The sequence below is a fragment of the Arthrobacter sp. UNC362MFTsu5.1 genome (assembly GCF_000685965.1).
GTDB lineage: Bacteria > Actinomycetota > Actinomycetes > Actinomycetales > Micrococcaceae > Arthrobacter.
The window spans coordinates 74806-93550 of sequence record NZ_JMLE01000019.1 but is presented as its reverse complement, the minus strand read 5'-3'; the positions used below and the strand labels follow the sequence as shown (position 1 = coordinate 93550).

The 18745-nt window shown below is 63.5% G+C and carries 17 protein-coding genes and 2 tRNA genes; 5 read left to right on the top strand and 14 right to left on the bottom strand.

What is annotated here, in order from left to right; genetic code table 11:
• Window positions 1-355: 355 nt before the first annotated feature.
• Together BS38_RS0117040 and BS38_RS0117035 are read right to left on the bottom strand one after the other, a co-directional pair.
• Complete coding sequence (locus BS38_RS0117040) at window positions 356-1237, bottom strand: rhomboid family intramembrane serine protease (protein ID WP_028271894.1); 882 nt, start codon at window positions 1235-1237, stop codon at window positions 356-358.
• A 6-nt stretch (window positions 1238-1243) separates the two neighbouring features.
• Window positions 1244-1789: a peptidylprolyl isomerase gene (locus BS38_RS0117035; RefSeq protein ID WP_028271893.1), complete on the bottom strand. Its 546-nt coding sequence runs from the start codon at window positions 1787-1789 to the stop codon at window positions 1244-1246.
• A 154-nt stretch (window positions 1790-1943) separates the two neighbouring features.
• Here BS38_RS0117035 and BS38_RS0117030 point away from each other — a divergent pair, with 154 nt between their 5' ends.
• Window positions 1944-2879 (top strand): hypothetical protein, encoded by a 936-nt coding sequence (locus BS38_RS0117030; RefSeq protein ID WP_028271892.1) that lies wholly within the window; start codon window positions 1944-1946, stop codon window positions 2877-2879.
• A 131-nt stretch (window positions 2880-3010) separates the two neighbouring features.
• A complete protein-coding gene (locus BS38_RS0117025; protein ID WP_028271891.1) occupies window positions 3011-3886 on the top strand; it encodes a glycosyltransferase in 876 nt (291 codons plus the stop codon).
• A gap of 24 nt (window positions 3887-3910) precedes the next feature.
• Here BS38_RS0117025 and BS38_RS0117020 read toward each other — a convergent pair whose 3' ends face one another.
• From BS38_RS0117020 to dnaA, 12 genes are all read right to left on the bottom strand, one after another.
• Window positions 3911-4825: a DMT family transporter gene (locus BS38_RS0117020; RefSeq protein WP_028271890.1), complete on the bottom strand. Its 915-nt coding sequence runs from the start codon at window positions 4823-4825 to the stop codon at window positions 3911-3913.
• Window positions 4826-4997: 172 nt separating this feature from the next.
• Window positions 4998-5073: transfer RNA gene (locus BS38_RS0117015), tRNA-Ala, on the bottom strand.
• A 71-nt stretch (window positions 5074-5144) separates the two neighbouring features.
• The gene (locus BS38_RS27665) at window positions 5145-5297 is read right to left on the bottom strand and encodes a DLW-39 family protein (protein WP_231511296.1); all 153 of its coding nucleotides are present in this window, start codon (window positions 5295-5297) and stop codon (window positions 5145-5147) included.
• Between the two features lie 23 nt (window positions 5298-5320).
• Window positions 5321-5394 (bottom strand) — tRNA-Ile (locus tag BS38_RS0117005).
• Window positions 5395-5492: 98 nt separating this feature from the next.
• Window positions 5493-6149, bottom strand: a complete 657-nt coding sequence (locus BS38_RS0117000; protein ID WP_028271889.1) for a DUF3566 domain-containing protein — start codon at window positions 6147-6149, stop codon at window positions 5493-5495.
• Complete coding sequence (gene gyrA / locus BS38_RS0116995) at window positions 6146-8854, bottom strand: DNA gyrase subunit A (protein WP_028271888.1); 2709 nt, start codon at window positions 8852-8854, stop codon at window positions 6146-6148. The genes BS38_RS0117000 and gyrA overlap by 4 nt, the downstream gene beginning before the upstream one ends.
• Window positions 8855-8915: 61 nt before the next feature.
• Window positions 8916-11006 (bottom strand): DNA topoisomerase (ATP-hydrolyzing) subunit B, encoded by a 2091-nt coding sequence (gyrB, locus tag BS38_RS0116990; protein ID WP_028271887.1) that lies wholly within the window; start codon window positions 11004-11006, stop codon window positions 8916-8918.
• 412 nt (window positions 11007-11418) lie between these two features.
• Window positions 11419-11976: a DUF721 domain-containing protein gene (locus tag BS38_RS0116985; protein ID WP_028271886.1), complete on the bottom strand. Its 558-nt coding sequence runs from the start codon at window positions 11974-11976 to the stop codon at window positions 11419-11421.
• Window positions 11973-13178 (bottom strand): DNA replication/repair protein RecF, encoded by a 1206-nt coding sequence (gene recF / locus BS38_RS0116980; RefSeq protein WP_028271885.1) that lies wholly within the window; start codon window positions 13176-13178, stop codon window positions 11973-11975. Before recF ends, BS38_RS0116985 begins: the two co-directional genes overlap by 4 nt.
• Before the next feature lie 45 nt (window positions 13179-13223).
• A complete protein-coding gene (gene gnd / locus BS38_RS0116975; protein ID WP_156037165.1) occupies window positions 13224-14174 on the bottom strand; it encodes a phosphogluconate dehydrogenase (NAD(+)-dependent, decarboxylating) in 951 nt (316 codons plus the stop codon).
• Between the two features lie 41 nt (window positions 14175-14215).
• A complete protein-coding gene (dnaN, locus tag BS38_RS0116970; RefSeq protein WP_028271883.1) occupies window positions 14216-15340 on the bottom strand; it encodes a DNA polymerase III subunit beta in 1125 nt (374 codons plus the stop codon).
• Between the two features lie 535 nt (window positions 15341-15875).
• A complete protein-coding gene (dnaA, locus tag BS38_RS0116965; protein ID WP_028271882.1) occupies window positions 15876-17297 on the bottom strand; it encodes a chromosomal replication initiator protein DnaA in 1422 nt (473 codons plus the stop codon).
• 468 nt (window positions 17298-17765) lie between these two features.
• Here dnaA and rpmH point away from each other — a divergent pair, with 468 nt between their 5' ends.
• The 3 genes from rpmH to yidD are packed head-to-tail and all read left to right on the top strand — an operon-like array spanning window position 17766 to window position 18744.
• A complete protein-coding gene (gene rpmH, locus BS38_RS26825; protein ID WP_003800212.1) occupies window positions 17766-17903 on the top strand; it encodes a 50S ribosomal protein L34 in 138 nt (45 codons plus the stop codon).
• Window positions 17904-17945: 42 nt separating this feature from the next.
• The gene (rnpA, locus tag BS38_RS0116960) at window positions 17946-18356 is read left to right on the top strand and encodes a ribonuclease P protein component (protein ID WP_028271881.1); all 411 of its coding nucleotides are present in this window, start codon (window positions 17946-17948) and stop codon (window positions 18354-18356) included.
• Window positions 18349-18744, top strand: a complete 396-nt coding sequence (gene yidD / locus BS38_RS0116955) for a membrane protein insertion efficiency factor YidD (protein WP_028271880.1) — start codon at window positions 18349-18351, stop codon at window positions 18742-18744. The genes rnpA and yidD overlap by 8 nt, the downstream gene beginning before the upstream one ends.
• Window position 18745 lies beyond the last annotated feature (1 nt).

Here is an 18745-nt window from a genome sequence, read left to right as displayed (position 1 = left end):
CCCCGCCGGTCCACGTTATCCACAGTTGTGGACAACGTGGACCACCCCTGTCGATAATCGCCAGCTGGCAAGGGCATCACCGGGGAAGGGGGATGAACTACAAGCATGTAAGTTACCAACAGTGTGGATAACCTCTGTGGAAAACTCTTGGAGAGGGCGAGGGTGCCGGCGCACGAGGTGGTTACGGTGCCCTCAGGCGGGGTGCAGATATTGGCAGGTAGGGTCCCCGCGGGGAGCGCCCGCAACACCACGTCACAGCCTGAAGTACCGCGGGCTGCGACAGAGAGAGCGCAGGCGCCGCGGAGGCAGGCGTGCTGGGGTGCTGAGGGGAGGAGGGTATGAAGGCGGGGCGTGTTTAGGCGCCGGCCATTCGCAGCCAGGTGGCGCCGGCGAGCAAAGCCAGCACCAGCACCAGGCCGGCCGACTGCCAGAGCCAGCGCTGCGGGCCACGGGGAACGTAGGCGATGGCTGCGGCGCAGGCAGCGCCCGTCACCAAACCGCCCAGGTGGGCCTGCCAGGCAATCTGCGGGACGATGAAGCCGATGACGCCGTTGATGGCGATCAGTACCCACAGTTGCTTTGTGTCACCGCCGCGGTGACGCTGGACCACCAGCATGGCGCCGAAGAGTCCAAAGATTGCGCCGGAGGCGCCCACGACTCCGGCGAGGGGCTGGCCCGGAGTGTAGGTCGGCGTCAGAAGGAGATAGCCGACCGATCCGCCGACGGCGGACAGCAAGTAGAGCGCCAGGAAGCGGATGCGCCCGAGGAGGGGTTCCAGCGCCTGGCCGAACATCCACAGCATGTACATGTTCAGCACGATGTGCAGGATGAAGCCTTGGGAGTGGAGGAACGCCGAGGTCAGCATGCGCCACGGTTCGAAGACCCCGTACTCGGGGGTGGCGTAGACCGTGGCGAAAGCGAAGTTCTGGTAAATCCCGTCGTTGGGGACTATCCACTGCAGTACAAAAACCAGCGCGCAGGCCGCGATGATCCCGAACGTCACCAGGGGCCGGCCGGCAACAGCGGTTCCGCCGTAAACGGTCCTGGCTGCCGGCGTCGTACGTTTTGTTTCGTTGACGCAGTCAATGCATTGGAATCCGACGGCGGCCGCCCGCTGGCATTCCGGGCATGCCGGGCGCCCGCAGCGCTGGCACCGGACATAGGAAGGCCTGTCCGGGTGCCTGGGGCACACCGGAATCTGCGCGGACGGCTCGGCCGCCGGAATTCCGTAACTCATGGGGTGTTAGAGCTGCTCGACGTCGATGCTGTTGATAACGACATCTTCGACCGGGCGGTCGCCCATGCCGGTGCGGACACCTTCGATGGCGTCAACGACCTTCTTGGACTCCTCATCGGCAACTTCGCCGAAGATGCTGTGCTTGCCCTGCAGCCAGTCGGTGGGGATGGTGGTGATGAAGAACTGCGAGCCGTTGGTGCCCTTGCCCATCTGGATGCCGGCGTTGGCCATGGCCAGCTTGTAGGGCTGGTTGAAGGTCAGCTCGGGGTGGATTTCGTCGTCGAACTTGTAGCCCGGTCCGCCCACGCCGCGGCCGAGGGGATCGCCGGCCTGGATCATGAAGTCCTTGATGATGCGGTGGAAGATGGTGCCGTTGTACAGGGGGGTGCCGGTCTTGTCCTCACCGGTTTCCGGGTGGGTCCAAGCCTGCTCGCCCGTGGCCAGGCCGACGAAGTTCTTGACCGTCTTGGGCGCGTGGTTGCCGAAGAGGTTGACGACGATGTCGCCGAGGCTGGTGTGGATGGTTGCTTTTGCAGTTGCGATGGCAGTCATAGGCCCATTGTTCCACGTCGGGCTATTGCACATCAGGCCTGCCGGGCAGTTCCGCGCTAGGTGAAATCGGCTGGAAATGGCCCTGATGAATAGCCGGTGCGGGGCAATCCACGTAGGCTAACAACAGAACCGTCACATTAATCGGGAGGTAGTTGTGAAGAAATCGGATCGTATTGCCCGTGACCTGGAGCAGTCAGTCAGCAGCGCGGTAGAGAACGCCAAGGATTGGGCAGCCCCCCGCGTTGAAGCAGCCGTCGACTGGGCGGTTCCCCGCCTGCAGCACGGTATTGACACCGCTTCCCCGAAGATCCAGGAGGGGCTCAAATCGGCAGCCCACAACCTGGCCGACGGCGTTGCCACCGTGACGCCGCGCATCCAGGACGGTCTCGCGCACCTTGCGCCGAAGATCCACGATGCCGTAGACGGCGCCACCCCGCGTCTGCACGAGGCGCTGGACAAGGCCGCCCCGGTGATCCTGAATGCCCGCGACCGCGTCGTAGTTGAATACCTTCCGCGGCTCTCGGACCAGATCGGCCACGCTTCGGAGGCCGTACACCGCACGCTGGAAAGCGCTCCCTCCCATGTGGATGCCGTAGCCCAGAGGCTTGCGGACTCCGGCGTTGTGCACTCCATTCAGGATCAGGCCCAGGCCGCAGGCCACCAACTCAAGGCTGCTGCCGCGGAGGCCACGCGCGTTGTTACCGGTGAGGTGGCCAAGCCGCAGAAGCCCAAGCACCGCGGACTGTTGATTTTCGGCGTCATCGCCGCAGCCGTCGCCGCCGGTGTGGCCGCGTGGAAGGCTTCCAAGCCCGTGGAGGATCCCTGGAAGACACCTGCTCCTGTGACGCCCGCGCCCGTTCCGGCCACAACCGTCAACGACGTGAGTGCCACGGCCGCCACCGCCGGTGAGAAGGCTGTTGACGCAGCTGACTCTGTTGCTGCAGCATCCGGCGACGCCGCTGCGAAGGCTGATGAAGCGGCCGAGGACGCCAAGGACCAGGCAGCCGCCGTTGCCACGGACGCCAAGACTGCCGTGAAGAACATCGCGTCCAGCATGAACAACGGTGCCGCAAAGCCCACCGACACGTAAAGCCCGGCCGCGCCGGCCGGTACAACAACGGAGGAGCCCCGCACGCAAAATGTGCGGGGCTCCTCCGTTGTTTCCCGTACCTTCACCCGCCGTCCCGGGCTGGGACGCCTAAGGGTGCTAAATTTGTGGTGATGTCACCCGATAGATCCGCCGAGGATGCCTCGCACGACGCTGCGCTTATGCCGGGCGTATCCATCGTCATACCGGCATATAACGAGGCCAGCGTCATCAGGCAGTGCCTTATTGCGGCCATCTACCAGTCGGTGCCGGCCACGGAGATCATTGTTGTGGACAACATGTCCAAGGACCGCACGGCCGACATCGTCAGCCAGATGCAGCAGGAATACCCTGAGAGCCCCATCATCCTGCTCACCCAGGACAGGTCCCAGGGCCTCATTCCCACCCGTAACTTCGGCCTCAACCACGCCACCGGCGACATACTGGGCCGGATCGACGCGGACTCCGTGGTGGAACCGGACTGGGTGGAACAGGTCCAGAAAGCCTTCCTTGATCCTTCCGTCCAGGCAGCCACCGGTCCGGTGGTGTACTACGACATGCCGATGCGCCGCTTCGGCCTGAAGGCCGATGACAAGATGCGCCAGCTGATGCTCAAGCTGGCCAAACACCAGTACCACTTCCTCTTTGGCTCGAACATGGCGCTGCGCCGCTCGGCTTGGGAAACCATCCGCGGAGAAACCTGCCGGGATGAGAAGGACGAGATGCACGAGGACATCGACCTGTCCCTGCACCTGGCCGACCATGACCTGCGTATCCAGTACTGGCCCCAGATGGTCTCCGGTATGTCCGCCCGCCGCCTCGAGGATTCTCCTCGCGACTACCGGTACTACGTCACCAGGTTCGACCGGACGTACAAGGCCCACAACGTCAAAAAGATGGCCCTCAAGGCACCGATGGTGGTGTTCTTCTCCGTCTACTTCCCGGCCAAACTCCTGCGCGCCATCCACACGGTCAGCTCCGCCCAGCCGGTGCGCCGCGGCGGCCAGTAGCGTCGGCCCGGCCCTTTCCGGGCCTCAGTCCGTGCCCAGCTCCGCCACCCGGGCCTCGCCGGGCCGTTCCGGCCTTCTGCGCCGCTGGCCTGCCACCACGACGGCGAGCCCGACCAGGATCAGCGCCAGGCCGGCGTAGGTGCCGCCCGGCAGGCTCTCATCCAGGAACACAGCCGCCAGCAGCGCGGCACCGGGAATCTCCAGCAGGATGATCATGGACACCAGCAGCGGGCTCATGGTGGCCAGCAAATGGTTGAACGCCGTGTGCCCCACCAGCTGCGCGCACACGGTGATGGCTACGATTCCCAGCCAGCCGGCTGCCTCGAAGCCCACCAGCGGCTGCCGGGAGATCAAGGCAAGGAGCGCCACCACGGCCGCGCACATGCCGTAGCAAAGCGTTGTGTAGGTGCCGGTGCCCATGGTCTCCCGAGCCTTGCCGCCCGCGAGGGTGTAGAGGCCCGCCAGGGCGCCGCCCGCCACCGCCAGGAGGTCTCCCAGCAAGGCGTCCGGGGAGGTGCCCATGTCGAAGCCGGTGATGGCCACGACGCCGCCGAAGGCCATTCCCAGGCCCACCAGAACCTGCCAGCGGTGCCGTACGCCCCGGAACAGCTGGAAGACCGCGATCCAGCCCGACTGGAGGCAGACAAGCGCTGTAGCCGCCGCTACCGAGGTGAGCTGGAGGGATGTGATGAAGCAGGCGAAGTGCAGTGCCAGGGCGACGGCGGCCAGGACCGCCCAGCGGAACTCGCGGGGCGTCACCCGGCCGAACTGCCGTGGATTGGTCACCAGGACCGGCGAGGCCATGACAGCGGCTCCAATGGCGTTGCGCCAGAAGGCGATGGCCAGGGCGCTGACAGAGGTGGCGCCCAGCGTAGCGGCAATGAGGGGACCGGAAGAGGCCACACCCAGGACCCCTAAAGCGGCGAGGAAGAAGTTCACCGTTCCAACACTAGTGGCCGGGACATGAGGGGCCGGGACGGCGCCTGACTGCCTGGCGGGCTGCCGGACTGCCGGACTGCCTGACTGCCTGGCGGGTGCCGGACTGCCGGACTGCCTGGCGGGCAAAGCAAAAGGCCCCGGACTGCGTTTCCGCATTCCGGGGCCTTTCTTATGGTGGAGGCACGGGGACTCGAACCCCGAACCCCCTGCTTGCAAAGCAGGTGCGCTACCAATTGCGCCATGCCCCCATAAGAAGCAACCCGTCAATCATACCCTAGTTCCGGAACGCTTCTGACCAGCGTCCGCACCAGGATCCGGACTATTCGACTGTGTCAGTCGAATCGCTCCAGACCGTTTTCCGGGCTTCGGATTCCTGCACTTTCTTGAAGAGCAGCGCGCCTGCGATAGCTACTGCAACAACCAGCAACTTCTTCACATGCACCCCGTTCCGGTTCGGTTTTACCCGAACCATTTTCAAAACCTGTGCAGGTTCCGTGGGCGTACCAGGACTTGAACCTGGGACCTCTTCGTTATCAGCGAAGCGCTCTAACCGCCTGAGCTATACGCCCCGATGCCTCATCGGGCCGAGACATGACTTTACAGCACATCCCGGCCCGATCTCAAATCGAGGCATTTCACCGGTGGATTTCCGGTGAAAATCCGCGGACTAATCGTCCGTGAGGGTCACGCCGATGCCACCCACGAGGGTGGCGGAAATGTTGTACAGCACGGCTGAGAGCATCGACAGTGCGGTCAGCAGGACCACGTTCACCACGGCGATGATGACCGCGAAGGAAGCGACCTGGCCCAGCGAGGCAACCTTCTTCAGTTCGAACCCGCCGCCTTCGGATCCGGCCAGCGTTCCGAGCAGGCTGTCCACCTGGTCGAAGATGCCCGTCAGGTCCAGCACGGTCCACAGGACGATGGCCGCAACGACTGTCACGATGCCCAGGGCTACGGACAGCAGGAAGGCCATCTTCAGCACGGACCAGGGGTCCACCTTGCTGACGAGGAGGCGCGCACGGCGGACCTTGGCCTTCGGGGCCGGTTTGACCAGGCCGGGGGCACCCTGAGCGGAGCCCTGGCCGGGTCGCTGACCGGGCACGCCGGGCCGCTGGCCCTGGGGGGCCTGGCCCGGAACACCGGGGCGCTGCCCCTGTGCCGGACGCTGGCCGGGGACCACCGGGCGCTGCGCCGGAGCACCCGGCGTCGACGGCCGCTGCTGGGGACGTACGGGGGCGTTCACGCGCGGAGCGGACGCCGGCTGCCTGATCCCGCCGGGAGTGTTGCTGTTCGGCTTGGGATATGAGTCGGAATTACTCACTCGTTACCTCCGGTATTTTCTTCGTCCAGCTCAGCGTCGTCCGATGACTCGTCGGATTCCACGGCCGGTGCTGAATCTGCCTCTGCGGACCCATCATGTGATCCGGCACCTTCAGCCAACGTTACGTCATCCCCGGCGGCTGCCGGGCTTTCAGCCGGGTTTTCCGGGTCGGTGGCTTCCGCCTCCTCGCCCTCCAGGCCGCGTTCACTGTTCCGCGCCACCTCGATGATGCGGTCGTTCTTGTCCGGCTTCGCGAAGATGACGCCCATGGTGTCGCGGCCCTTGGCAGGCACTCCGGCCACCGAGGAACGGACCACCTTTCCGCCTTCCATAACCACGAGGACTTCGTCCTCTTCCTGGACGATGAGGGCACCTACGAGGTGGCCCCGCTCTTCCTGGTATTTTCCAACCTTGATGCCGAGCCCGCCGCGGCCCTGGAGGCGGTATTCCTCCACCGCGGTCCGCTTGGCGTAGCCGCCCTCGGTGACGATGAAGACGAACGAGCCGTCCTTGACGACGTCAGCGGCCAGCAGTTCATCATCCTCGCGGAACTTCATGCCGGTCACGCCTGACGTGGCACGGCCCATGGGCCGCAGTGCATCGTCCGTGGCCGTGAAGCGGATGGACTGGCCCATTCGTGAAACCAGCATGAGGTCGTCAGTTTCCGAAACCAGCTGGGCGGAGACGAGTTCATCGCCGTCGCGCAGGTTGATGGCGATCACGCCGGCGGAGCGGTTGGTGTCGTAGTCCTCCAGGCGGGTCTTCTTGACGAGGCCCCGCTTGGTGGCCAGCACCAGGTAAGGAGCGTGCTGGTAGTCCCGGAGATCCAGGACCTGGGCAATGTGCTCATCCGGCTGGAAGGCCAGCAGGTTGGCCACATGCTGGCCCTTGGCGTCACGCCCCGCTTCCACGAGTTCGTAGGCCTTGGCCCGGTAGACGCGCCCCAGGTTGGTGAAGAACAGCAGCCAGTGGTGCGTCGTGGTGACGAAGAAATGCTCCACGACGTCGTCCCCACGCAGCTGGGCACCCTTGATCCCCTTGCCGCCGCGCTGCTGTGAGCGGTAGTTGTCACTGCGGGTGCGCTTGACGTAGCCGCCGCGCGTGATGGTGACCACCATTTCCTCTTCGGGGATCAGGTCCTCCATGGACATGTCACCGTCGAAGCCCATCAGGATCTTCGTGCGGCGGTCATCCCCGTGCTTGGCCACGATCTCGGAAAGTTCGGTGCTGATGATCTCCCGCTGCCGCTCCTCGGAGGCCAGGATCGAGTTGTACTCTGCGATCAGGGCTTCGAGTTCGGCGTGGCGGTCCTGGATCTTCTGGCGTTCCAGTGCTGCCAGCCTTCGGAGCTGCATGTCCAGGATGGCCCGTGCCTGCAGCTCATCGATGTCCAGCAACTGCATCAGGCCGTCCCTGGCAGCTTCGGTGGTGTTGGACGCACGGATCAAGGCAATGACCTCGTCCAGCATGTCCAGGGCCTTGAGGAGGGCGCGCAGGATGTGCGCTTCTTCCTCGGCCTTGCGCAGGCGGTACCGGGTCCGGCGGGCGATGACGTCCATCTGGTGGGCGACCCAGTGCCGGATGAAGGCATCGAGGCTCAACGTCCGCGGGACGCCGTCCACAATCGCCAGCATGTTGGCGGCGAAGTTGTCCTGCAGCTGGGTGTGCTTGTAGAGGTTGTTCAGCACTACCTTGGCCACGGCATCACGCTTGAGCACGATCACCAGCCGCTGCCCGGTGCGGCCCGAGGTCTCGTCACGGAGGTCGGCGATGCCGGAGATCTTCCCGTCCTTGACGAGTTCGGCGATCTTGATGGCCAGGTTGTCCGGGTTGGCCTGGTACGGCAGCTCCGTGACCACCAGGCAGGTGCGGCCCTGGAGTTCCTCAACATTCACCACGGCGCGCATCGTGATGGAGCCGCGGCCCGTACGGTAGGCGTCCTCGATGCCCTTGTGGCCCAGGATCGTGGCGCCGGTCGGGAAGTCCGGTCCCTTAATCCGGAGCAGGAGTTCTTCCAGCAGCTCTTCGCGGCTTGCCGTCGGGTTGGCCAGGTACCACTGCACGCCGTCGGCAACCTCGCGGAGGTTGTGCGGCGGAATGTTCGTGGCCATGCCGACGGCGATACCCGAGGAGCCGTTGACCAGCAGGTTGGGGAACCGGGCCGGCAGGATGGTGGGTTCCTGGTTCTTGCCGTCATAGTTGTCCTGGAAATCGACGGTTTCCTCGTCGATGTCCCGGACCATTTCCATGGCCAGCGGGGCCATCTTCGTTTCCGTGTACCGCGGTGCAGCCGCGCCATCGTTTCCCGGCGAACCGAAGTTCCCCTGCCCCAGCGCCAATGGGTAGCGCATGGTCCAGTCCTGGATCAGGCGGACCAGGGCATCGTAGATGGCTGTGTCGCCGTGCGGGTGGTACTGGCCCATGACCTCGCCCACCACACGGGCGCACTTGTTGAAGGAGCGGTCCGGGCGGTAGCCGCCGTCGAACATGGCGTAGAGAACGCGGCGGTGGACTGGCTTCAGGCCGTCGCGGACGTCCGGCAGCGCGCGGCCGACAATAACGGCCATGGCGTAGTCCAGGTAGGACCGCTGCATTTCCGTCTGCAGATCCACCTGCTCCACGCGGTCCACCAGCACATCGCCCTCCAGGACGGGCTCGACGGGTCCGGCGGAGTCCGCGGGAACCTCGGGTGTTTCGTCACTCATAGTCTATATTTTCCGTTTCAGGTATATGTCGCTTCAGGGATATTTAGGCTCTTGTGGAGCTCTAGATATCCAGGAACCGGACATCCTTGGCGTTCTGCTGAATGAAGTTTCGGCGTGATTCAACGTCCTCGCCCATCAGCACGGTGAAGATCTGGTCAGCCGCGAGGGCGTCGTCCATGGTGACCTGCAGGAGTGTGCGGTGGTCGGGGTCCATGGTGGTGTCCCACAGTTCCGTGTAGTCCATCTCGCCAAGGCCCTTGTAGCGCTGGATGCCGTTGTCCTTCGGGATGCGGCGCCCGGCGGCCTGGCCGGCAACAAGCCGGGCATCGCGTTCGCGGTCGCTGTAGACGTAGTCGTGCGGAGCATTGGACCACTTGATGCGGTACAGCGGCGGCTGGGCCAGGTATACGTATCCGTTTTCAATCAGCGGGCGCATGTACCGGAACAGCAGCGTCATCAGCAGCGTCGTGATGTGCTGCCCGTCAACGTCGGCATCGGCCATGAGGACGATTTTGTGGTACCGGAGCTTGCTCAGGTCGAAGTCCTCGCCAATACCCGTACCAAATGCCGTGATCATGGACTGGACCTCGTTGTTGCCGAGGGCCTTGTCCAGCCGTGCCCGTTCCACGTTCAGGATCTTGCCGCGCAGCGGGAGGATGGCCTGCGTTTCGGGGTTGCGGCCGCGCTTGGCGGAACCGCCGGCGGAGTCGCCCTCCACGATGTAGACCTCGCACTTCTCCGGGTCCTTGGACGAGCAGTCGGAGAGCTTGCCCGGCATGCCGAAGGACTCCAGCGGGCTCTTGCGGCGCGCGTTGTCGCGGGCCTTGCGGGCTGCCATCCGGGCCTGGGCTGCGGAAATCGCCTTGCGGATCACATCGCGTGCCGGACCGGGATTGCGCTCCAGCCAGTCACCCAGGCCGTCGGTGACCACGCGCTGGACGAAGCCCTTGACCTCGGAGTTGCCGAGTTTGGTCTTGGTCTGGCCTTCAAACTGCGGTTCCGCCAGCTTCACGGAAATGACGGCGGTGAGTCCTTCACGGATGTCATCACCGGTGAGGTTGTCATCCTTTTCCTTGATGATGTTCTTCTCGCGCGCGTAGCGGTTGATGAGCGACGTCATCGCGGCCCGGAAGCCCTCTTCGTGGGTGCCGCCCTCATGGGTGTTGATGGTGTTGGCATAGGTGTGGACGCTTTCAGAGTACGCATTGGTCCACTGCATCGCCATTTCCAGGGCGATCTTCCGTTCCTTGTCCTCGGTTTCGAAGGCGATGACGTCCTCGTGGACAACATCAACCTTCTTGCCGGAGTTAAGGTGCTTCACGTAGTCCAGCAGGCCGTCGTCGTACTGGTACACAACCGTGCGGAATTCGGCGGCCACTTCACCCTCGGTGGGAACGGCGTCGAGATCCAGGTCCTCGTCCTCCGAGCCTTCCTGGGCAACGCGGCGTTCGTCCGTCAGCGTGATGCGCAGGCCCTTGTTGAGGAACGCCATCTGCTGGAACCGGGCACGAAGCGTCTCGAAGTCGAATTCCGTGACCTCAAAAATGCTGGCGTCCGGGTAGAAGGTCTGGGTGGTCCCGGTCTGGTCTGTCTCTTCACCCTGGACCAGGCTGCCCTGGGGCTTGCCGCCGTCGGCGAAGGACATCCGCCAGACATGGCCCTGGCGCCGGACTTCGGTATCCACCCGGCTGGAGAGGGCATTCACCACTGAAATACCCACGCCGTGGAGGCCGCCGGAAACGGCATATCCGCCGCCGCCGAACTTTCCGCCGGCGTGCAGGATGGTCATTACAACCTCAACCGTGGGCTTGTGCTCGGTGGGGTGCATGTCCACCGGGATGCCGCGGCCGTCATCAACCACTTTGACGCCGCCGTCGGCCTGGAGAACAATCTCAATGTGGGTGCAGTAGCCTGCCAAGGCCTCATCCACGGAGTTGTCCACCACTTCATACACAAGGTGGTGGAGTCCGCGGGGTCCCGTGGACCCGATATACATGCCGGGACGTTTCCGAACAGCTTCCAGTCCTTCAAGGACGGTGATGTCGCTCGCACCGTATCCCTTGCGTTCGGCTGCCTCCGCCGGCGCATCAGTTGTACGGGCATCCTCAGCTGCGGGTTCCACTGCCGGGATATCTGCATTGTCGTTAGCCACAGGCGCTTTCGACTCCTCTGTATTCGTATGGCCGGCCGTCACCGTCTCCGATAGAAGAGGCTCCTGCCAACAGGCACGTCACTGATAACGCCGATTACTTCGTTGACTGGCGGAACCGTGCCCCGGCCGCAGGAAAAGCGCCGAAAAACGGACTCAGTCAACGTTTCACCGGCGCCCAGTTATCTACCCCGATTCTACCGTGCTGGAGAGCGTAATCCCGCATTCCAGGGCCGCAAACGCGCGGGAATATGGTGCTGACAGGCCATTGGCCCCGCCTGCAAGGCTCCAGGGGTACCGTCTCTGGGTTCCTATACGGCCCAGGGGCGTTAGAGCGCCCTACACGCCGTTTGGCCATTTTTCAAGGGTCGGGGACGGCGGCCGCGGAAATCCGGCGGGCCGCCACAGCCGGTTGCTATCCGTAAGTATCCCGGGGACCGCGGCCGTTGACTGTCCGTCCGCCCTTCCGCCAGCTAGGCGCCGCAGGCCCGAGGACCTGGATCTTGGTCACGACGCCTTCGCCCAGTTCGCTCCGGAATTTCTCGAGGAGACTGAAGCTGAGCAGGCGCAACTGGGTTGCCCACGCGGTGGAGTCGCACCGCACGTGGAGCGTGGTGTCGGTAAAGCTTTCCGGCGTGCAGTGTGCCGAAATTTCAGGGCCAACGAGCGTGCTCCACTCGGCCATCACGGATCCGACGGCAACCGGCGAAGTCCAGCCCCGTTCGGCCACGAGGCGTCCCACCACTTTCCCCAGGCCCAACGGGTCGCGGCCCGTGCCGTGGAACTGGGTGAATCCCCGTGTTCCGCCGGCGCTGCGTTCCGGCTTCTTGGCTCCGCCTCCGGGCAGCGGGGACTTGCGCCGGATTTCGCCGCGGGCAGCGGCAGCTTCGCGCATCCGGTTAAGCGCCGCCTGGGGCGCATCTATTTCGTCCGGATCGCGGCCCGGCTGCAGGCCGCCAGCATCCTTACTCATCGGGATTCCGACTCATCGATTCCTCCGGGGACCACCTTCACCCGCCGCCCGGCCAGTTCTTCCGGTATGTCGGCGTCGACGGCGGCGGTGACCAGCACCTGTTCGGCGCCGGATACTATTGCCGCCAGTTTACGCCGCCGCTGGACGTCGAGTTCGGCAAACACATCGTCGAGGATGAGGATCGGTGCGGACCCGCCTGTGCGGGCGTCATCGAGCATCACGTAGTAGGACGCCAGCCGCAGGGAGAGGCACATGGACCATGTTTCGCCGTGCGAGGCATACCCCTTGGCCGGCGCTTCGCCGAGGATGAGTTCGACGTCGTCCCGGTGCGGACCCACCAGGGAAACGCCCCGTTCCAGTTCCTTGCGCCGGGAGGCCGCAAAAGCCTGCACATAGCGTTCGGTCAGGTCCTCAACGGACAGTTCCCGGAGGTCTTCGACGCGTTCGACGGCGGCGGGTTCCGCGGCGAAACCCGGGCTGGCGCCGTCGTCGTCCATCATGTCCTGGAGCGTGGACCGGTAGATCGCGTCCGCTTCCTTGGACCCGTCGGTCAACTGCGCGTAAGCCTCTCTCAGGTGGGGCCGGATTCTTTCCACCAGTTCCAGCCGGGCGTGCAGCAGTTCGGCACCGGCCTTGGCCATGTGCTGGTCCCACACATCCAGGGTTGCCTCGTGCCCGGCAGTGAACTTACCGGTCCGGCCTGATTTGAGAAGGGCGTTGCGCTGCTTGAGCACACGATCATAATCAGTCCGCGTGGCGGAATGCCGCGGCATGAGGCTGACCAGCAACTCGTCCAGGAAACGCCGGCGGTTGGAGGGATCACCCTTCACCAGGGCAAGGTCCTCCGGCGCAAAAAGCACCGTCTGGCAGATGCCCAGGATGTCCCGGGCACGGACTGGGTTGCTGCGGTTGATGCGTCCGCGGTTGGCACGGCTTCCGTTGATTTCCAGTTCCAGCACAGTGGACTGCTCGCCCCGAACCAGCTTGGCCCGGATCAGTGCCCGTTCGGTACCAAAGCGCAGAAGCGGAGCATCCGAACTGACACGGTGTGAACTCAGCGTGGCCAGGTACCCGATGGCCTCCATGAGGTTGGTCTTGCCGATGCCGTTGTACCCCACGAGGACCGTCACTCCGGGTTCGAAGGAGAGGTCCACCTGGGCATAGCTGCGAAAATCGGTCAGCGAAAGCTTTTCTAGGTACACGCCGTCTTCAGGATTCCCGGACTGCTCGGACTGCTCGGACTGCTGCTACTTGGCCGGGCGGGTGGCATGCCCGCCGAACTGGTGCCGCAGGGCGGACACCATCTTCATGGCCGGGGAATTGTCCTCGCGGGAGGAGAAACGCGCAAACAGCGCAGCTGTAATGGCCGGGGCAGGAACGGCGTTGGCGATTGCCTCCTCAACGGTCCAGCGGCCTTCCCCGGAATCCTCGACGTAGTCATCGATCGAGGCCAGGCCCGGGTCCTCGTCCAGTGCCTTCACCATAAGGTCCAGCAGCCAGGAGCGGACAACGGTCCCCTTCTGCCAGGCGCGGAAGGTTCCCGGCAGGTCGGTCACGATGTCCTTGGCGGCCAGCAGCTCATAGCCTTCCGCGTAGGCCTGCATCAGCCCGTACTCGATGCCGTTGTGCACCATCTTCGCGTAATGGCCTGCACCGATGCCGCCAACGTGGACGAAGCTGTCCGCGCGGTCGCCTTCGGGACGGAGCGCATCGAATGCGGGCATCGCCCGTTCGATGTCGGCGGCATCGCCGCCGGCCATCAGTCCGTAACCGTTTTGCAGGCCCCAGACTCCGCCGGACACACCGCAGTCAGCGAACCGGATGCCCTTCTCGGCCAGCGCGGCACCATGCTTCTGGTCTTCCGTGAAGCGGGAGTTGCCGCCGTCGATCACCAGGTCGCCGGCGTCGAGCTTGGAACCCAGTTCGGTGATCACCGCATCAGTGATTTCGCCGGCCGGAACCATGACCCAGACGACGCGCGGAGCCGGAACGACTGCGATGAGCTCGTCCACGGTGGCGACGTCCGTGACGTCAGGGTTGCGGTCGAAGCCCGTGACCTCAATGCCCCCCTTGCGCAGCCTCTCGCGCATGTTGAAACCCATTTTTCCAAGGCCGATCAGTCCGATGTGCACGGTAGGAACTCTTTTCTGCGCTGGTGTGGTGGAGGGGCTGCGATGGCGGGCCCAACGGGGTCGCATTAGATGTCGTTTTGGCTGCCCATAACGACATCAGCTGCTACCTAGTTGGGGAGGCGCACCGGCATGACCAGGTAACGGTAGTCGTCCTGGTCTTCGCCGTCGGCGTCGGCCTGTGCCGTGATCATGGCGGGCTTGGGTGCCGTGGTGAAGGAGAACCGGACGTACTTGGTTTCGATGACGCTGAGGCCTTCGATGAGGTAGTGCGGGTTGAACGCAACCGTGATCTCATCGCCGGTCAGCTGTGCTTCCAATTCTTCCGACGCCTGGGCGTCCTCGCCGGTGCCGGCGTCGAGGTGGAGCTGGCCTTCGGTGAACGCCAGCCGGACCGGGGTGTTGCGCTCGGCAACGAGGGAGACGCGCCGGACGGCTTCGACCAGTTCCTGGGTCTGGACAGTTGCGTGAATCGGTGTGGCATCCGGGAACAGCGAACGGATTTTGGGGTAGTCGCCGTCCACCAGCAGGGACGTGGTGGTGCGTCCGCCGCTTTCGAATCCGATCAGCCGGCTGTCATCGTCGGCGAGGGCGAGGTTGATGTCGCCGCTGTTGCCGAGAGTTTTGGCAACTTCGTTGAGGGTCTTGGCCTTGACCAGGGCGCTGGTGGAGATCCCGGGGGTAACGGGCTTCCACGGCACTTCGCGCATGGCCAGACGGTAGCGGTCCGTAGCGAGGAGGGTGATGAGATCGTCTTCGATCTCCATCCGAACGCCCGTGAGGATCGGAAGGGTGTCGTCCTTGCTGGCGGCGATGATCACCTGGGACACGGCCTGGGCGAAGGAGTCACCCGGAACTGTTCCGCTGATGGTGGGCAGCGCGGGCAGCGGCGGGTACTCCGCCTCGGGCATGGTGGCCAGGTGGAAGCTGCTGCGACGGCAGGTGAGCGTGACCTTGTTGCCGTCGGTTTCGACCTCAACAGGGGCCGACGGCAGGCTTCGGCAGATGTCCGCAAGGAGGCGGCCGGAGACCAGAATGGTGCCTTCAACGCTGATATCAGCCGGGATTTCAAGCCGGGCCGAGGTTTCGTAGTCGAAGCTCGAGAGGCTGACCGTGCCGGCCTCAGCCTTGAGAAGGAGCCCGGAAAGCACCGGAACCGGCGGCCGCGGAGACAACGACCGGGCGGTCCATGTGACGGCTTCTGCCAGGACGTCCCGTTCGACTCTGAACTTCACGGAAGGGTGCCGCCTTTCATTGCTGCTGCCATTTTCTGAACGGGAACTCCCGCAGGGAGTTCGAAAACCTTGCCCCCGGACACCGGAACCTGCATGGTCCGCGCTTGCTGAACCACAAACAGACCCAAGGATGGGAGCGCTGCTGACAGCTTAGCCGGAAGATTCCCGTTTTCCCCATCCCCGGCCGGGACGCCGGCCCTTCGTGGCCGAGGCCACGAGGCTGTCCGGGGGTGGGAACGAGATTGTTGTTTGAGGGAATTTCAATTTTTTGGGATTAGTAGTGTTAATAACTGCTGTGGAAACTGTGGATAACCCTGTTTCACGGCACGATTCCGCGGTTAAGCCCTGTTCATCCGCTGTGGGCGACGCAGGTTTTAAACAGGGTGTGGATGGGGACAACTTTTTCGGCCGTTTCGCTGATCCACAGATGCCTTAAGGGTTTTAAGCCCATTAACCGCGGTTGTCCCCTTAACTATCCACAGGCTTATCCACATGTGCCTGTTAATAAGGTAAGGAGGCGGAGGCGAAGCCGGGCTTAGGAATCCCGCTGCTGCTGCTTGATCCGGTTGGTCAGCTCCGTAACCTGGTTGTAGATCACACGGCGCTCGGCCATCAGTTCACGGATCTTGCGGTCTGCGTGGATCACGGTGGTATGGTCCCTGCCGCCGAGCTCCTGGCCGATCTTCGGAAGCGACATGTCCGTCAACTCCCGGCACAGGTACATGGCGATCTGGCGTGCGGTCACCAGGGTGCGGGTCCGGGACTTGCTGCAGAGCTCCTCCATGCTGAGCTTGAAGTAGTCAGCTGTCTGGGTCAGGATCTGCGCCGACGTGATCTCCTGGGCGCCGTCGTCCGTGATGAGGTCCTTGAGGACCATCTCGGCGAGGGCAACGTCCACCGGCTGCCGGTTCAGGCTGGCGAAGGCCGTGACCCGGATGAGTGCGCCCTCAAGTTCACGGATGTTGCTGGAAATTTTGGACGCGATGTACTCCAGGGCGTCATCCGGTGCAGACAGACCTTCGCTGAGGGCCTTCTTGCGGAGGATCGCGATCCGGGTTTCCAGCTCGGGCGGCTGGATGTCGGTCAGCAGGCCCCACTCGAAACGGGACTTCATCCTGTCTTCGAATCCGGCCAGCAGCTTGGGCGGCTGGTCCGAGGTGATGACAACCTGCTTGTTGTTGTTGTGGAGCGCGTTGAACGTGTGGAAGAACTCCTCCAGCGTGCGGTCCTTGCCGGCCAGGAACTGGATGTCATCAATCAGCAGCACATCCACGTTGCGGTACGTGGTCTTGAAGCTGGTGCCTTCATCGTCCCGGATGGAGTTGATGAAGTCGTTGGTGAATTCTTCGGAGTTGACGTAGCGGACGCGGATGCCGCTGTAGAGCCGGCGGGCGTAGTGTCCGATCGCGTGCAGCAGGTGGGTTTTTCCCAGACCCGAGTCACCGTAGATGAACAGCGGGTTGTAGGCCTTGGCCGGTGCCTCGGCGACGGCGACGGCGGCCGCATGCGCAAACCGGTTCGAGGAACCGATCACGAACGTGTCGAAGACGTACTTCGGGTTGAGCCTGCCGAATTCATGGGAAGTGCTCGGCAGCATGGGCTGCGGCTTCTGCTCCACCATGGGATCGGTTGCGAGGGAAAGTTCGACGGCGGGTTCCGGCTCCACATGGAGGGGCACCAGATCGGTGTCGACGTCGATGGCGCAGCGGATGTCGTCGGAAAAGACGTTGTGCAGGGCATCGTCAAGGGCTTCCTTGACCTGCGTCTGCAGGACTTCGCGGGTGAGTTCGTTGGGCACAGCGACCAGGAGGGTTGAACCGATCAGTCCTTGCGCCTGGGCGAGGATTACGAAGCCGCGCTGCCGGGGTGAAACCCGGTGGTCCTGCTCCAGAAGGCTCACAACCCGCCGCCAGGAACTTCCGACAGTATTCGCGTGGTTGGCTTCGTCTACTGTCATCAATCAGTTCCTCAAACTTGCTTGCCTGCATTACCTGCAGCCACAAGTCCTGAACCAGGGGCTGGTTCCGGCTTATATCCACAGGGTTATGCACAGAGCGTGGATAATCGGCTACTGAGCCACTCTAGGGGATGAAAAGCCTAGAAGATAGCTGGGTAGAGCCTTGTGGATAATTACACCGTTGTGGTTCGAAAACGGGCCCTGTGAGCCACTTCATCCACAGGCTGTGGGCTGAGGTTAACCACAGCAGGTGCAGGGCAGTGAGGGGCAGCCCGGTTTGACTACCGGATGCTTTTTGGCCTAACGTTGTGAAGTCCTTTGTGTCCGCTTTTCGACCTCATTTGAATCTCTCTGACGTTCGCGTCCTACGAGCCGAGGGCAGCGTGTGCACATACAAAACTTAGCGTCGGCCAGTTCTTCCCCTTTTTGATCGGGTGGGCGCACCTTTGATCCACTGGAGTAACTAACGTGAGCAAGCGGACTTTTCAGCCGAATAACCGCCGTCGAGCCAAGAAGCACGGCTTCCGCCTTCGTATGCGTACCCGTGCCGGCCGTGCCATCCTGGCAGCCCGTCGTGGCAAGGGCCGCACCGAACTGTCGGCCTAAATACACTGACTCGTCGGTCAACATCCCTTTGCGAGTTTAACGGTGCTAGCCACCAGGAACCGTCTGAGGACTTCAACCGATTTTTCAACAACTGTACGTTCCGGCGTCCGCAATGGACGCCGGAACGTAGTGTTATATACGGTAGCTATTGCTGCTGACGAACCAAGCCGGATCGGATTCATCGTTTCCAAGAGTGTCGGGAACGCTGTTGTCAGGAACCTCGTTAAGAGGAGACTGAGGGAAGCCGGCGCTTTGTCGTTGCAGGAATACGGTACCGGGTTCGCCATTGTGGTCCGGGCACTGCCTGCGGCCGCGGCTGCCAGTTGGGACCAACTGCTGGCAGATTACAATGCCGCTCTGGAAACGACCATGAAACGGCTGGGCGGCCGCCTTCCTCGGGCCGCGTCAGCGGTTTCACGGGAAACAACACAGGAAGGGACACCGCGTGCGTAACTCCATTGCCGCCGTCGTCCACTTCCTCAAACCGGCAGCGGTCCTGGTGGGCACAGTGCTCTGGAACCTGCCCCGCAACTTTCTCATTCTGCTGCTGAAGGCCTACCGCAAGGTGATTTCGCCCTTGTACGGTCAGGTCTGCCGCTTCTTTCCTTCGTGCTCGGCGTACGCCCTCGAGGCAATCACGGTGCATGGCGCCGTCAAGGGAAGCTGGCTTGCGGCCCGGCGCCTGTTGCGCTGTCATCCTTGGAACGCCGGCGGAGTGGACCATGTCCCCGCCGGTCACCGCCACTGGCCCGAAAACCGGACCCCCACAATTGTTGTGCTGAACAACCCGGACAAGTACCTGGCTGCTCAGACTGATGGAGAAGGCCGCACTGCGGCCTGAC